The organism is Rathayibacter sp. AY1C1 (assembly GCF_002932105.1).
In the GTDB taxonomy this organism is placed as follows: domain Bacteria; phylum Actinomycetota; class Actinomycetes; order Actinomycetales; family Microbacteriaceae; genus Rathayibacter.
In genome coordinates this window covers 1-14,010 of record NZ_PSWH01000004.1, presented here as the reverse complement: position 1 = coordinate 14,010, position 14,010 = coordinate 1, and the positions used below count along the sequence as shown (strand labels likewise).

Genomic DNA, 14,010 nt, shown 5'->3' with positions numbered 1-14,010 from the left:
GATCAGGCCTGCGCCTTCGCGCCCTCGAGCGCCGCGGTGACGGTGTCCAGCAGCTCGTTCCAGGACACGATGAACTTCTCCACGCCCTCCTTCTCGAGCAGCTCGGTGACGTCGGCGTACGAGACGCCCTGCGCCGCGACGGCGTCGAGGACGGCGTTCGCGTCGGCGTACGAGCCCGTGACGGTGTCGCCGGTGATGACGCCGTGGTCGAAGGTCGCCTCGAGGGTCTTCTCGGGCATCGTGTTGACCACGCCGGCCGCGACGAGCTCAGTCACGTAGAGGGTGTCGGGGAGGTCGGTCGACTTGACGCCGGTCGAGGCCCAGAGGGGGCGCTGGCGGTTGGCGCCGGACTCCTGGAGCAGCAGGGCGCGCTCGGTGGCGAACGCCTCGACGAAGACCTCGTAGGCCAGCTGCGCGTTGGCGACGCCGGACTTGCTCTTGAGGGCGCGGGCCTCGTCGGTGCCGACGGCCTCGAGGCGCTTGTCGATCTCGGTGTCGACGCGCGAGACGAAGAACGAGGCGACGGAGTGGATGGTCGACAGGTCGATGCCGGCGTCCTTGGCCTTCTCGAGGCCGGCCAGGTACGCGTTGATGACGGCGCGGTAGCGGGCGAGCGAGAAGATCAGGGTGACGTTCACCGAGATGCCGGAGCCGATGACCTCCGTGATGGCCTCGAGGCCCTCGACGGTCGCGGGGATCTTGATCATCGCGTTGGGGCGGTCGACCTTGGCCCAGAGGGCCCTGGCCTGCTCGATGGTGCCCTGGGCGTCGTGCGCCAGGCCGGGCTCGACCTCGATCGACACGCGGCCGTCGTAGCCGTTGGTCGCGTCGTAGATCGGGCGGAAGATGTCGGACGCCGCGGCGACGTCGTCGGTGGTGATCTCGAAGACGGCGTCGGTCACCGAGGTGCCGGCGGAGGCGAGCTCGCGCACCTGGGCGTCGTAGGACTCGCCGTTGGTCAGGGCCGCGGCGAAGATCGTGGGGTTCGTGGTGACTCCGACGACGTTCTTCTCCTCGATGAGCTTCTGCAGCCCTCCGGTGGAGATGCGCGAGCGGGAGAGGTCGTCGAGCCAGATGCTGACGCCGGCGGCGGAGAGCTCTGCGGTGGGGGTGTTCTCGGTCATGTCTCTTCTTCTTCTGCGTAGGTGGTGCGTGGTGTGAGGGGGAGCCGCTGCTCCGACGGCGAAGGCCGCGTCCGTGGTGGACGCGGCCTTCGGGTCAGGAGGCTGCGAGCGACTCCTTGGCGGCGGACAGTGCCGCCTCGGTGGTGATCCCGAACTCGCGGAACAGGGTCTTGTAGTCGGCCGAGGCGCCGAAGTGCTCGATCGAGACGGAGCGGCCGGCGTCGCCGACGTACTTCTGCCAGCCCAGGCTCAGGCCGGCCTCGATCGAGACGCGCGCCTTCACCGAGGAGGGCAGGACCTTCTCGCGGTACTCGGCGTCCTGCTCCTCGAACCACTCGAGGGACGGAGCCGAGACGACGCGGGCGTTGACGCCCTCGCTCCTCAGGGCCTCGCGCGCCTCGACGGCGATCTGGACCTCGGAGCCGGTCGCGATGAAGATCACGTCCGGGGTGCCGCCCGGCGCCTCGGCCAGGATGTAGGCACCACGGGCGACGTTCGCGGCGGAGGCGAAGGTCTCGCCCTCCGCGTCGCCCTCGCCGCGCTCGAACACCGGGATGTTCTGACGGGTGAGCGCGAGGCCGGCGGGGCCCTCGCGGCGCTCGAGGATGGTCTTCCAGGCGTAGGCGACCTCGTTCGCGTCGCCGGGGCGGACGATGTCCAGGCCCGGGATCGCGCGGAGGGTCGACAGCTGCTCGACCGGCTGGTGCGTCGGGCCGTCCTCGCCGAGCGCCACGGAGTCGTGGGTCCAGACGTAGATGGCCGGCGCCTTCATGAGCGCGGCGAGACGGACCGCCGGGCGCATGTAGTCGGAGAAGATCAGGAAGGTGCCGCCGAAGGGGCGGGTGTTGCCGTGCAGGACGATCCCGTTGAGGATCGCGCCCATGGCGTGCTCGCGGATGCCGAAGTGCAGCACGCGGCCGCCCTTCTTCCCGGTCCACTCGTGGGTCGAGAACTCCGTCGGGACGAAGGAGCCGGCTCCCTCGATCGTCGTGTTGTTCGACTCGGCGAGGTCGGCGGAGCCGCCCCACAGCTCGGGGATCACGCCGGCGAGGGCGTTGATGACCTTGCCGGACGCGGCGCGGGTCGAGACCTCCTTGCCGGGCTCGAAGACGGGGAGCGCCTCCTGGACGCCCTCGGGCAGCTCGCCCGAGAGGACCCGGTCGAGCAGCTCCTTCTTCTCGGGGTTCGCGGACGCCCAGGCGGCGAGCTGCTCGTCCCACTCGGCGTGCTGGGCCTGGCCGCGCTCGACGGCCTTGCGGGTGTGCTCGATGACCTCGTCGGCGACGTCGAAGGTCTTCTCGGGGTCGAAGCCGAGCACCTCCTTGAGTCCGCGGAGCTCGTCGGCGCCCAGGGCGGAGCCGTGGATCTTGCCGGTGTTCTGCTTCTTCGGCGACGGCCAGCCGATGATGGTGCGCAGGATGATGAGCGACGGCTTGTCGGTCTCGCCCTTCGCGGCCTCGATCGCGGCGTGCAGCTCGGCGACGTCCTCGTGGTACTCGCCGGTCTTCTTCCAGTCGACGACCTGGACCTGCCAGTCGTAGGCCTCGTAGCGCGCCTTGACGTCCTCGGTGAAGGCGATGTTGGTGTCGTCCTCGATCGAGATCTGGTTGGAGTCGTAGATGACGACCAGGTTGCCGAGCTTCTGGTGGCCGGCCAGCGAGGAGGCCTCGCTGGTGACGCCCTCCTGCAGGTCGCCGTCGCCGGCGATCACGTAGACGAAGTGGTCGAACGGGGAGGTGCCCGCGGCGGCCTCCGGGTCGAACAGGTCGCGCTCGAAGCGCGAGGCGTAGGCGAAGCCCACGGCGGAGGCGAGGCCCTGGCCGAGCGGCCCGGTGGTGATCTCGACGCCGTCGGTGTGGCCGTACTCCGGGTGGCCCGGGGTCTTCGAGCCCCAGGTGCGCAGCGCCTTGAGGTCGTCGAGCTCGAGTCCGTAGCCGCCCAGGTAGAACTGGACGTACTGGGTCAGCGAGGAGTGGCCGACCGACAGGATGAACCGGTCGCGGCCGATCCAGGTCGCGTCGGACGGATCGCGGCGCATGACCTTCTGGAACAGGAGGTAGGCGGCGGGCGCGAGGCTCATGGCGGTTCCGGGATGGCCGTTGCCGACCTTCTCGACCGCATCCGCGGCGAGAACCCTCGCCGTGTCGACTGCCTTCTCGTCAATGGATTCCCATTGCAGTTCTGACACTTGGTACTGACCCTTCTCGAGACGTGGGGCAGACGGGGACCGTCCGCCCTCTCGCATGGTGGAGCACGCCGCATGACGACTTCGACACGATGCTCCGGCGACGGCCCTCTCGGCCCCGTGCCGACGATCGTCGGGCGGGCTCGGGTGCGTGCCGGGCGCTCTGGCGAGCAGTCCCGAGTATACGGAGGGGGGTGCGCCGCCGACCGGGGGTTGCGTGGTCGCATATGTCTGCGTCCGATTGGACAAGCGTGCACGCCGGGCCCGGCTCCCGGACGGGCGCATTACACTCGTTCGGGATCATCGAATCGTTAGAGGAGCAATGGACGCAGTCGTGGAGACCACCGCCGTCGAGCGGGACGGGGCGTCGCCGACGACCCTCTCGCGCAAGGTGAAGGCCTTCGTCGCTCTGACGAAGCCGCGCGTGATCGAGCTGCTCCTCGTGGTGACCGCTCCGACGATGATCCTGGCGCAGGGCGGGATCCCGAACCTGCTGCTGGTCCTCAACGTCCTGATCGGCGGCGCCCTGAGCGCCGGGTCGGCGGGCGCGTTCAACTGCTACTTCGACCGCGACATCGACCGGATCATGAACCGGACGAAGAACCGGCCGCTCGTGACCGGGGAGATCTCGGACCGGTCCGCGCTCGTCTTCGCGACCACGATCGGCGTCCTGTCGATCGTCTGGCTCGGCCTCACGGCCAACTGGCTCTCCGCGGGCCTCTCGCTCGCCGCGATCCTGATCTACGTCGTGTTCTACACGCTCTTCCTCAAGCGCCGGACGCCGCAGAACATCGTGTGGGGCGGCATCGCGGGCTGCATGCCGGTGCTGATCGGCTGGGCGGCGGTCACCGGCTCGCTCGACTGGGCCCCCGTCATCCTCTTCTCCGTCATCTTCCTCTGGACGCCGCCGCACTACTGGCCGCTGTCGATGAAGTACCGGGACGACTACCAGGCCGCCGGCGTGCCGATGCTGGCCGTCGTGCGCGGACGCACGATCGTCGGGCTCCAGGTCATCCTCTACGCCTGGGCCACCGTCGCCTGCTCGCTCCTGCTGATCCCCGTCGCCGGCATGGGGGTGCTCTACACGGTGGTCGCGCTCGGCAGCGGAGTCTGGTTCATCGCCGAGACGCACCGCCTCTACAGCCTCGCGATCCGTCACGAGCACGTCTCGCCGATGCGGGTGTTCCACGGGTCCATCGGATACCTCACCCTGCTCTTCCTCGCCGTCGGCATCGACCCGCTGCTGCCCTTCTGATGGTGACGCCGTTCTCCTTGCTCGCCGAGCGGGTGACCCTCGGTCCGCGCGCACTGCGCTGGGGGACCACCGCGGCGCTCGTCGCGAGCATCCTGATCATCTTCTTCGGGGGCGTCGTCCGGCTGACCGGCTCGGGCCTCGGCTGCCCCACCTGGCCGGCGTGCGAGCCGGGCTCGCTCACCTCGACCCCCGAGCTCGGGATCCACGGCTTCATCGAGTTCACGAACCGCGCGTTCACCGGCGTCCTCGTGGTCGCGGTGGGCTGGGCGATCACGGCCGCGCGCCTGCAGAAGCCGCGCGACCGCACCATAACCCGGCTCGCCTGGTCGCAGTTCTGGCTCGTCGTCGCGAACGCCCTCGCGGGCGGCGCGACCGTGCACTCGGGCCTCAACCCGTACATCGTGGCCGGGCACTTCGTTCTCGCCATCGCCCTCCTCACCACCACCGCACTGACGTGGCACCGCGCCCACCGCTCGCAGTCCGTGGCCTTCGAGCCGGACCGCGCGACGCGGGCGCTCAGCATCGGGCTCGTCGGCCTGACGCTCCTCGTGATCCTCGTGGGGACCCTCGTGACGGGGACCGGCCCGCACGCCGGCGACTCCGCGGAGGTGCCCCGCATGCAGTTCCACTGGGAGAGCGTGACCGTCGTGCACGGCGTGCTCGCCACGGCGGTGCTCGTCGTGGGCGCCGCGCTGCTCCTGCGCCTGTCGCGGGCGGCGGGCTCGGAGCTCGCCCGGCGGCGCGTGATCGCCTTCCTCGTGGTCGTCGTGCTGCAGGCGCTGGTCGGGGTGGCGCAGTCGCTCACCGCGCTGCCCGAGACGCTCGTCGCGGTGCACCTCCTCGGCTCGGCGCTCATCTGGGTCGGCGCGGTCCGCGTGCTGCTCGACGTGAACCCGAGGCTGTTCACCGTGCGCGCCCAGCGCCGGGACGCCGCCCAGGAGCTCCAGCCCGCCGCCTGACCGCGGGCTCCGGCTCGGCGGAGAGCAGGTGCCGCCGGAGGCGCAGGAGCACGCGGGGGAGCGCCCGCAGCGGGAGGTCGGCCGCGATCGCGCGGGCGAGAGGGCCGAACGCCCGTGCGGGTCCGGTCGGCAGGCCGGCGCCCACCAGTGCGGTCACGAGTCGTGCGGGGATCGGGGTCGATGCGTCGTTCGTCATGGCGGAACCGAATCACGGACCACCGACACCGGTATGGCCATGCGCGTCTGGAGGCACGTCACCGGTGCCCGGCCGACACCCAGGTGCGGAGGTTCCGCTGAACGGCGGACGCCGGTAGAATGAGAAGCTGGTCACGGTTCGACGCACCCTGCGCACGTGATCCGCACACGGCCCGATGGAGCGCCGACGCACACCTCCGGAATCCAGGGACGCACATCATCCGCTCCGCGCATCAGATCGATCGCGCGACCGGCCGGAGAGCACCCGCGGGCCACCCCCGGGGGAATGACTCCGGGACCCGACCGGTTAGCAGTGGGTAGGAAACGAGGTACACATGTCAGACATCCTGATCGACCGCCCCGAGCTCGAGAGCCTGGGCGTCTACGAGTTCGGCTGGTCCGACTCGGACTCCGCCGGAGCCTCCGCGCGACGCGGCATCTCGCCCGAGGTCGTCTCCGACATCTCCGCGCTCAAGAACGAGCCCGCCTGGATGCGCGACCGCCGCATGAAGGCCCTGAAGCTCTTCGAGCGCAAGCCCATGCCGACGTGGGGCGCCGACCTGTCGGACATCGACTTCGACAACATCAAGTACTTCGTCCGCTCCACCGAGAAGCAGGCGCAGACCTGGGACGACCTCCCGGACGACATCAAGAACACGTACGAGAAGCTCGGCATCCCGGAGGCGGAGCGCCAGCGCCTCGTCGGCGGCGTCGCGGCCCAGTACGAGTCAGAGGTCGTCTACCACCAGATCCGCGAGGACCTGGAGGAGCAGGGCGTCATCTTCATGGACACCGACACGGCGCTGCGCGAGCACCCCGAGATCTTCGAGGAGTACTTCGGCACCGTCATCCCCGCGGGCGACAACAAGTTCGCGGCGCTGAACACCGCGGTCTGGTCCGGCGGCTCCTTCGTGTACGTCCCCAAGGGCGTCCACGTCGACATCCCGCTGCAGGCCTACTTCCGGATCAACACCGAGAACATGGGCCAGTTCGAGCGGACCCTGATCATCGCGGACGAGGACAGCTACGTCCACTACATCGAGGGCTGCACGGCTCCGATCTACAAGTCGGACTCGCTGCACTCGGCCGTGGTCGAGATCATCGTGAAGAAGAACGCCCGCGTGCGCTACACGACGATCCAGAACTGGTCGAACAACGTCTACAACCTCGTCACCAAGCGCGCGATCGCGCACGAGGGCGCGACGATGGAGTGGATCGACGGCAACATCGGCTCCAAGGTCACGATGAAGTACCCGTCGATCTTCCTGGTCGGCGAGCACGCCAAGGGCGAGACCCTCTCCGTCGCGTTCGCGGGCCCCGGCCAGCACCAGGACGCCGGCGCGAAGATGGTCCACATGGCGCCGTACACGCAGTCGTCGATCGTCTCGAAGTCGATCGCCCGCGGCGGCGGTCGCGCCGGATACCGCGGCGAAGTCCGGGTGGACGCGAACGCGCACCACTCGGCGAACACCGTGCGCTGTGACGCCCTCCTGGTCGACACCATCTCGCGCTCCGACACCTACCCGGCGATCGACATCCGCGTCGACGACGTGCAGCTCGGCCACGAGGCGACGGTGTCGAAGGTCAGCGAGGAGCAGCTCTTCTACCTGATGTCGCGCGGCCTGCCGGAGGACGAGGCGATGGCCATGATCGTCCGCGGCTTCATCGAACCGATCGCGCGCGAGCTGCCCATGGAGTACGCCCTCGAGCTGAACAAGCTCATCGAGATGGGGATGGAGGGCAGCGTCGGTTGACGCCCGCCTCCCCCCTCGAAGGGGCGCCCGGACGGGGCGCCCCGCACCCATCGAAAGGAACCACCGCCAGATGACGGTCCCCACGAGCGCCGCGACCCCCGAGATCGACGGCGCGGCCGCCGCTGAGCGCCTGGGCATCAGCGCCCACTCCGACGGGGCGTTCACGCCCGTGCAGACGCGCTCCGAGCGCTTCGCGTCGGCCGACGTCGAGGCCTTCGAGGCCGTCACCGGCCGCGAGATCGCCTGGAAGCTGACGCCCGTCGCGCGCCTCGGCGATCTCATCGACGGCGCGCTCGACGGCTCGCCCGCCCCCCTCGAGCACGCGGCGGTGGACGGTGTGGACGTCTCGTGGGTCGGCCGCGACGACCAGCGGATCGGCACCGCCGGGCTCCCCGAGGACCGCGCCGCCGCGAACGCCTGGTCGAGCTTCGAGAAGGCCCTCGCCGTCCGTGTGACGGGCGAGGACGAGAAGGTCGCCACCCTCGTCCGCTCGAGCCTCGGCTCCGCACCCCGCGCCGCGCACACGATCATCGAGGCGGCGCCCTACGCCCGCGCCGTCGTCGTGCTGCAGAACGAGGGGGAGGCCTCCCTCGCGGAGAACGTGGAGATCCTCGTCGGCGAGGGCGCGCAGCTCACCGTCGTCACCGTGCAGGAGTGGGCGGACGACGCCCGGCACCTGGCCAACCACTTCGTGCGGGTCGGACGCGACGCGAAGGTGAAGCACATCGTGGTCACCCTCGGCGGCTCCATCGTCCGGGTGAACCCCTCGGCGCACCTCGTCGAGCGCGGAGCGGACGGCGAGCTCTTCGGTCTGTACTTCGCCGACGGCGGCCAGCACCTCGAGCAGCAGGTGTACGTCGACCACGACGCCCCCGACACCCGCAGCCGCGTGACCTACAAGGGCGCGCTGCAGGGCGAGGGCGCGCGCACCGTCTGGATCGGCGACGTCCTGATCCGCAACAGCGCCACCGGCACCGACAGCTACGAGCAGAACCGCAACCTGGTCCTCTCGGACGGCACGCGCGCCGACTCCATCCCGAACCTCGAGATCGAGACCGGTGACATCGCCGGAGCGGGGCACGCCTCGGCGACCGGCCGCTTCGACGACGAGCAGCTCTTCTACCTACAGTCCCGCGGGATCCGCGAGGACGAGGCGCGACGCCTGGTCGTGCGCGGGTTCCTCAGCGAGATCGTGCAGCAGATCAAGGTCGCCGAGCTCGAGGACCGACTGCAGCTCGCGATCGAGGCGGAGCTCGCCGGCAGCGCCGGCCAGACCGGCTCCTCCCGCGGAGCGGCGGTCACCGCATGAGCAACGCCGCGATGATCTGCTCGGTCTCCGAGCTGATCCCCAACCAGGCCATGCGGGTCGAGGTCGACGGAGTCGCGATCGCGGTCGTGCAGGACTCCGCCGGCGAGATCCACGCTATCGGCGACACCTGCACCCACGGCGAGATCTCGCTCTCCGAGGGCTTCGTCGAGGGCGACAGCCTCGAGTGCTGGGCGCACGGCTCCCAGTTCTCCCTCCGCACCGGCACCCCCCTGAACCTCCCGGCCTACGAGCCGGTCCCCGTCTTCGTCGTCGAGATCATCGACGGCGACGTCTACATCGACCCGACCGTCACGAAGGAAGTCTGAATGTCCGTTCTCCAGATCAGCGATCTCCACGTCAGTGTCGAGACCGAGCAGGGGACCAAGCAGATCCTCCGCGGTGTCGATCTCACCATCAACCAGGGTGAGATCCACGCGATCATGGGCCCGAACGGGTCCGGCAAGTCCACCCTCGCGTACACGATCGCGGGACACCCCAAGTACCACGTCGACGGCGGCTCGATCACCCTCGACGGCGTCGAGGTACTCGACATGTCCGTCGACGAGCGCGCCCGCGCGGGCCTCTTCCTCGCCATGCAGTACCCGGTCGAGATCCCCGGTGTGACCAACACCAACTTCCTCCGCACCGCCAAGACCGCGATCGCCGGCGAGGCGCCCGCCATCCGCACGTGGACGAAGGACGTCAAGTCGGCGATGGCGAACCTCCGCATGGACTCGTCCTTCGCGGCGCGCAACGTCAACGAGGGCTTCTCGGGCGGCGAGAAGAAGCGCAACGAGATCCTCCAGCTCGAGCTGCTCGCCCCGCAGTTCGCCGTCCTCGACGAGACCGACTCCGGCCTCGACGTCGACGCGCTCAAGATCGTGTCGGAGGGCGTCAACCGCGCCCACCAGAGCACAGGTCTCGGCGTGCTGCTGATCACGCACTACACGCGGATCCTCCGCTACATCCAGCCCGACTTCGTCCACGTCTTCGTCGCCGGCCGCGTCGCCGAGCAGGGCGGCAAGGAGCTCGCCACCCGGCTCGAGGACGAGGGCTACGACCGCTTCCTGACCTCGGCGACGGTCTGATCATGGCGGTCACCACTCTCGAGCCGAAGCTCTTCGACCAGGTCGAGGAGGCCCTCAAGGACGTCATGGACCCCGAGCTCGGGGTCAACGTGGTCGACCTGGGACTCATCTACGACCTGGGCTGGGACGACGAGAACGACGCCCTCGTCATCCATATGACCCTCACCTCGGCGGGCTGCCCGCTGACCGACGTGCTCGAGGAGCAGACCGCCGAGTCGCTCGACGGCATCGTCGAGGCGTTCCGGATCAACTGGGTCTGGATGCCGCCGTGGGGTCCCGACCGGATCACCGAGGACGGGCGCGACATGATGCGCGCACTCGGCTTCTCGATCTAGCCGCTGCACACCGACGCCGAAGGGCCGGGAGGAGTCGTCCTCCCGGCCCTTCGGCGTTCCTGTCGTCTTCAGCCTGTCGCAGTCCGTCGTGGAGTCGGAACGGCCGGGCGGGACGGCTCCGGAGTCCGGGGCCGTCGTCGTCCCCGCCGGTCGAGTCGGTGGAGTCTCCACCGATGTCAAGTAGGAGGACCGGGCGGCTCGACCTCTGCCGGATGCCCGAAGGGCCGGGAGGAATCGTCCTCCCGGCCCTTCGGCGTCCGTGCGACCGCTCAGCGCGAGCGTCGCGAGAGCATCGCCCAGGTGGTGGGGAGCAGCGCGGCAGCGACCAGCGCCTTGAGCGCGTCGCCGACCAGGAAGGGCACGAGTCCCGCGGAGAGGACGGAGCCGAGGTCGGCGGGCAGCCCCAGCGAGGCGAGGGCGGCGGCCAGCCAGGGCAGGCCGACGAGGTAGATGGTGGCGGTGCCGGCGAGGAAGGTCACCAGCGTGCCGAGGACGCGACGGTCCCACTGCCGCTGGGCGAGCCACCCGGTGACGATCGACGCGAGGACGAAGCCGACGATGTAGCCGCCGGTGGGACCCGCGAGGACCGCCCAGCCGTGCGAGCCCTCGGTGAAGACCGGGGCGCCGAGAGCGCCGACGAGCGCGTACACGAGCATGGAGAGCGCGCCGCGGAGTGCGCCGAGCGTCGTGCCGACCAGGAGGACCGCGAAGGTCTGGCCCGTGAAGGGCACCGGCCACATCGGGATGAACAGCTGCGCCATCGCTGCGGTGAGACCTGCACCCGCGAGCACCAGCAGGGCGTCGGTCGCGACGGAGCGGGTGACGAGCCGGTCGGCGAGGACCGGGCGCGGGAGGGCGGAAGAGGAAGGGGACATGGGTGATCTCCGAGAGTCCTGGTCGCCCGAGAGCGAGGAGCGAGCGCGTCCGCGGTGAGCGGACGTGGATCCGCCCCGCGGCTCAGGAAATATACTAGGGGGCTGCCGCATCGCGGCCCCTTGCCCCACTCCTCCCGAACCGAACGCCATTTCTTGGCGGGAACGGACAGCACTGTGCTCAGCGTGCACGACCTCGAACTCCGAGTCGGCGCCCGACTCCTGATGGAGAACGTCTCCTTCCGGGTGGGCGACGGCGACAAGGTCGGCCTCGTCGGCCGCAACGGGGCGGGGAAGACGACGCTGACCAAGGTCCTCGCGGGCGACCTCATCGCCTCGAAGGGCACGGTCGACCGCGGCGGCGAGATCGGCTACCTCCCTCAGGACCCGCGCTCCGGCGACCCGGAGGAGCTCGCGCGCACCCGCATCCTCGACGCCCGCGGGCTGGGGCAGCTGGTGCTCGGCATGCAGGAGGCGACGGTCGCGATGTCGAGCAGCGACACCTCCGTGAGCGAGGCCGGCATGAAGAAGTACGGCAACCTCACGGACCGCTTCCTCTCCCTCGGCGGATACGCGGCTGAGGCGGAGGCCGCGTCGATCGCGAGCAACCTCAACCTCCCCGACCGGATCCTCGACCAGCCGCTCAAGACGCTCTCCGGTGGCCAGCGGCGCCGCATCGAGCTCGCGCGCATCCTCTTCTCCGACGCGAGCACGCTGATCCTCGACGAGCCGACGAACCACCTCGACGCCGACTCCGTCGTCTGGCTCCGCGAGTTCCTTAAGAACTACCGCGGCGGCTTCATCGTGATCAGCCACGACATCGAGCTGGTCGGCGAGACCGTGAACCGCGTCTTCTACCTCGACGCCAATCGCCAGGTCATCGACGTCTACAACATGAACTGGAAGAACTACCAGCGCCAGCGCGCCGCCGACGAGGAGCGCCGCAAGAAGGAGCGGGTCAACGTCGAGAAAAAGGCCGGCGCCCTCCAGCTGCAGGCCGCGAAGTTCGGCGCGAAGGCCTCGAAGGCCGCAGCGGCGCACCAGATGGTCGCGCGTGCCGAGCGCATGCTCAGCGGGCTCGAGGAGGTCCGCGCGGTCGACCGCGTCGCGAAGCTCCGGTTCCCGACCCCGTCCGCCTGCGGTCGCACCCCTCTGCAGGCTCAGAACCTGTCGAAGAGCTACGGCTCGCTCGAGATCTTCACCGCCGTCGACCTCGCGATCGACCGCGGCTCCAAGGTCGTCATCCTGGGGCTCAACGGAGCGGGCAAGACGACGCTCCTGCGCATCCTGGGCGGCGTGGACCAGCCCGACACCGGAGTGATCGAGGCCGGGCACGGCCTCCGGATCGGCTACTACGCGCAGGAGCACGAGACGATCGACGTCAAGCGCTCGGTGCTCGAGAACATGGTCTCCTCCAGCCCGAACCTCACCGAGACCGAGGCGCGCCGGGTCCTCGGCTCGTTCCTGTTCACCGGGGACGACTCGCACAAGCCGGCCGGGGTCCTCTCCGGCGGAGAGAAGACCCGTCTCGCCCTGGCGATGATCGTGGTCTCGGGCGCGAACGTGCTCCTGCTCGACGAGCCCACCAACAACCTCGACCCCGCGAGCCGCGAGGAGATCCTCGACGCGCTCGCGCACTACGAGGGCGCGGTCGTCCTGGTCAGCCACGACGAGGGAGCCGTCGAGGCGCTGAACCCCGAGCGCGTCCTGATCATGCCGGAGGGCACCGAGGACCACTGGGCGGCCGACTACCTCGACCTGATCACGCTCGCCTAGCGGGCGTCGAGCAGCTCGTCCTCGACCTCGGAGTCGCTGCGGCCGCGGCGTCGGCGGCGCTCCTCGCGCCGCTCCTCGGCCGCGACGACCTCGGGGTCGTCGGCGTTGCGGATGCGGTACTCGTGGCGGATCGCCCAGCCGAGCCCGCCGAAGCCCATGACGGCGAACAACACCCACTGGACGGCGTAGCTGATGTGCAGGCCCTCGTCGGCGACCGGCTTGATCGCGGCCAGCGGGGGAGCGTCGACCGGCGCCGGCGCCTCGGCGACCAGCAGGCCGTACGCCGAGGTCCGCAGGGGCTCGTCCAGCTGCGTCGACAGGTCATCGAGCTGGATCGTGGCGATCTGGCCGGCCGGTGCGGAGCGTCCGTCGATCCGTCCCTCCGCGGGCTTCAGGCGGGCGACGACGGTCACCTCCCCCTCGGGCGGCGCGGGGATCGCGTCGGGGGAGTCCTGGGTCGAGCCGACGGGGACCCAGCCGCGGTCGACGACGAACACGCTGCCGTCGTCGAGCCGCAGCGGCGTCAGGATCTCGAAGCCGGGGTTGCCGTTGTAGGGCCGGTTGCGGACGAGGGTCTGCCCCTGCGTCTCGTAGACGCCGGTGACCTCGACCGGGCGGTACTCGAGCGCGTCGTCCCACGTGGAGTCGGCGGGGAGCAGCCCGTCGAGCGCCACCGGGTCGGCGGTCCAGTTCGCGGTGACCAGCCGGTTGGTCGAGGCGGCCTGGTCGAGCCGCGCGACCTGCCAGCGCGAGAGCAGCACGCAGGCGACGGCGAAGACGATCGCGAGAGCGAGATAGCCGAACCAGCGTCGCGAGAAGACGAAGCGCCAGGAGGGACGGGGCGCGTCGCCGCTCATCGTTCCGCTCCGCGGTCGACCGTGTAGAGCGGCTTCACCTCGAGCGGGAAGTCGCGGGCGAGGAGGAACTCGCGCAGGAACTCCCGGTGCTCGCCGCAGGCCAGCCAGGTCTTCCGACGGTCCTCCGCGTGGATCCTCGGGTTCCGCCACTCGATCGCGAACGTCGCCGTCCGCGGGCAGCCCGCTCGGGAGCAGGCGTGCGCGTCGGGGACCCGGCCGAGCGGGATCACGGCCGGTCTCCCCGCGGGTCGCCGCCCTCGGGGCCGGTCGGCGCCTCGGAGTCGGGGGCGGGGGCGGGGGG

General features: G+C 70.1%; 13 protein-coding genes. 8 read left to right on the top strand and 5 right to left on the bottom strand.

All coding sequences use genetic code 11. From position 1 onward, the window contains the following. Positions 1-2: 2 nt before the first annotated feature. The gene (gene tal / locus C5C71_RS02975) at positions 3-1,124 is read right to left on the bottom strand and encodes a transaldolase (protein ID WP_104337124.1); all 1,122 of its coding nucleotides are present in this window, start codon (positions 1,122-1,124) and stop codon (positions 3-5) included. Between the two features lie 94 nt (positions 1,125-1,218). Then, positions 1,219-3,312, bottom strand: a complete 2,094-nt coding sequence (tkt, locus tag C5C71_RS02970; protein ID WP_104221926.1) for a transketolase — start codon at positions 3,310-3,312, stop codon at positions 1,219-1,221. Between the two features lie 319 nt (positions 3,313-3,631). Between tkt and C5C71_RS02965 the strand changes: the two genes are divergently transcribed. The 7 genes from C5C71_RS02965 (at position 3,632) to C5C71_RS02935 (ending at position 10,204) form a co-directional block, all read left to right on the top strand. Then, complete coding sequence (locus C5C71_RS02965) at positions 3,632-4,564, top strand: heme o synthase (protein WP_104232635.1); 933 nt, start codon at positions 3,632-3,634, stop codon at positions 4,562-4,564. Then, positions 4,564-5,523 (top strand): heme A synthase, encoded by a 960-nt coding sequence (locus C5C71_RS02960; RefSeq protein WP_104337123.1) that lies wholly within the window; start codon positions 4,564-4,566, stop codon positions 5,521-5,523. The genes C5C71_RS02965 and C5C71_RS02960 overlap by 1 nt, the downstream gene beginning before the upstream one ends. A gap of 530 nt (positions 5,524-6,053) precedes the next feature. Continuing rightward, a complete protein-coding gene (gene sufB, locus C5C71_RS02955; RefSeq protein WP_104221933.1) occupies positions 6,054-7,472 on the top strand; it encodes a Fe-S cluster assembly protein SufB in 1,419 nt (472 codons plus the stop codon). 70 nt (positions 7,473-7,542) lie between these two features. Further along, the gene (gene sufD / locus C5C71_RS02950; RefSeq protein WP_104268636.1) at positions 7,543-8,781 is read left to right on the top strand and encodes a Fe-S cluster assembly protein SufD; all 1,239 of its coding nucleotides are present in this window, start codon (positions 7,543-7,545) and stop codon (positions 8,779-8,781) included. Further along, positions 8,778-9,107 carry a non-heme iron oxygenase ferredoxin subunit gene (locus C5C71_RS02945; protein ID WP_077222834.1) on the top strand — a complete coding sequence of 110 codons (330 nt, stop codon included), beginning with the start codon at positions 8,778-8,780 and terminating at the stop codon, positions 9,105-9,107. Before sufD ends, C5C71_RS02945 begins: the two co-directional genes overlap by 4 nt. Then, positions 9,108-9,869, top strand: a complete 762-nt coding sequence (gene sufC, locus C5C71_RS02940) for a Fe-S cluster assembly ATPase SufC (protein ID WP_104221937.1) — start codon at positions 9,108-9,110, stop codon at positions 9,867-9,869. It begins immediately after the preceding gene. A gap of 2 nt (positions 9,870-9,871) precedes the next feature. Further along, positions 9,872-10,204 (top strand): metal-sulfur cluster assembly factor, encoded by a 333-nt coding sequence (locus C5C71_RS02935; protein ID WP_104221939.1) that lies wholly within the window; start codon positions 9,872-9,874, stop codon positions 10,202-10,204. Positions 10,205-10,473: 269 nt separating this feature from the next. Here the strand turns inward: C5C71_RS02935 and C5C71_RS02930 are convergent, their stop codons facing one another. Next, a complete protein-coding gene (locus C5C71_RS02930; RefSeq protein ID WP_104232632.1) occupies positions 10,474-11,079 on the bottom strand; it encodes a biotin transporter BioY in 606 nt (201 codons plus the stop codon). Positions 11,080-11,253: 174 nt separating this feature from the next. On the opposite strand from C5C71_RS02930, the gene C5C71_RS02925 reads away from it, so the two are divergent. Continuing rightward, the gene (locus C5C71_RS02925) at positions 11,254-12,852 is read left to right on the top strand and encodes an ABC-F family ATP-binding cassette domain-containing protein (RefSeq protein WP_104221943.1); all 1,599 of its coding nucleotides are present in this window, start codon (positions 11,254-11,256) and stop codon (positions 12,850-12,852) included. Here the strand turns inward: C5C71_RS02925 and C5C71_RS02920 are convergent. After that, positions 12,849-13,709 carry an SURF1 family protein gene (locus C5C71_RS02920; RefSeq protein WP_104250363.1) on the bottom strand — a complete coding sequence of 287 codons (861 nt, stop codon included), beginning with the start codon at positions 13,707-13,709 and terminating at the stop codon, positions 12,849-12,851. The genes C5C71_RS02925 and C5C71_RS02920 overlap by 4 nt on opposite strands. Next, positions 13,706-13,939 (bottom strand): hypothetical protein, encoded by a 234-nt coding sequence (locus tag C5C71_RS02915; RefSeq protein WP_104221947.1) that lies wholly within the window; start codon positions 13,937-13,939, stop codon positions 13,706-13,708. The genes C5C71_RS02920 and C5C71_RS02915 overlap by 4 nt, the downstream gene beginning before the upstream one ends. Positions 13,940-14,010 lie beyond the last annotated feature (71 nt).

What these genes read in the sequence shown, in the direction of transcription:
- C5C71_RS02965 (WP_104232635.1), top strand. Translation starts at nt 3,632, where the DNA reads ATGGACGCAGTCGTGGAGACCACCGCCGTCGAGCGGGACGGGGCGTCG.
- C5C71_RS02960 (WP_104337123.1), top strand. Translation starts at nt 4,564, where the DNA reads ATGGTGACGCCGTTCTCCTTGCTCGCCGAGCGGGTGACCCTCGGTCCG.
- sufD (WP_104268636.1), top strand. Translation starts at nt 7,543, where the DNA reads ATGACGGTCCCCACGAGCGCCGCGACCCCCGAGATCGACGGCGCGGCC.
- C5C71_RS02920 (WP_104250363.1), bottom strand. Translation starts at nt 13,709, where the DNA reads ATGAGCGGCGACGCGCCCCGTCCCTCCTGGCGCTTCGTCTTCTCGCGA.
- C5C71_RS02945 (WP_077222834.1), top strand. Translation starts at nt 8,778, where the DNA reads ATGAGCAACGCCGCGATGATCTGCTCGGTCTCCGAGCTGATCCCCAAC.
- sufB (WP_104221933.1), top strand. Translation starts at nt 6,054, where the DNA reads ATGTCAGACATCCTGATCGACCGCCCCGAGCTCGAGAGCCTGGGCGTC.
- C5C71_RS02930 (WP_104232632.1), bottom strand. Translation starts at nt 11,079, where the DNA reads ATGTCCCCTTCCTCTTCCGCCCTCCCGCGCCCGGTCCTCGCCGACCGG.
- sufC (WP_104221937.1), top strand. Translation starts at nt 9,108, where the DNA reads ATGTCCGTTCTCCAGATCAGCGATCTCCACGTCAGTGTCGAGACCGAG.
- tal (WP_104337124.1), bottom strand. Translation starts at nt 1,124, where the DNA reads ATGACCGAGAACACCCCCACCGCAGAGCTCTCCGCCGCCGGCGTCAGC.
- C5C71_RS02935 (WP_104221939.1), top strand. Translation starts at nt 9,872, where the DNA reads ATGGCGGTCACCACTCTCGAGCCGAAGCTCTTCGACCAGGTCGAGGAG.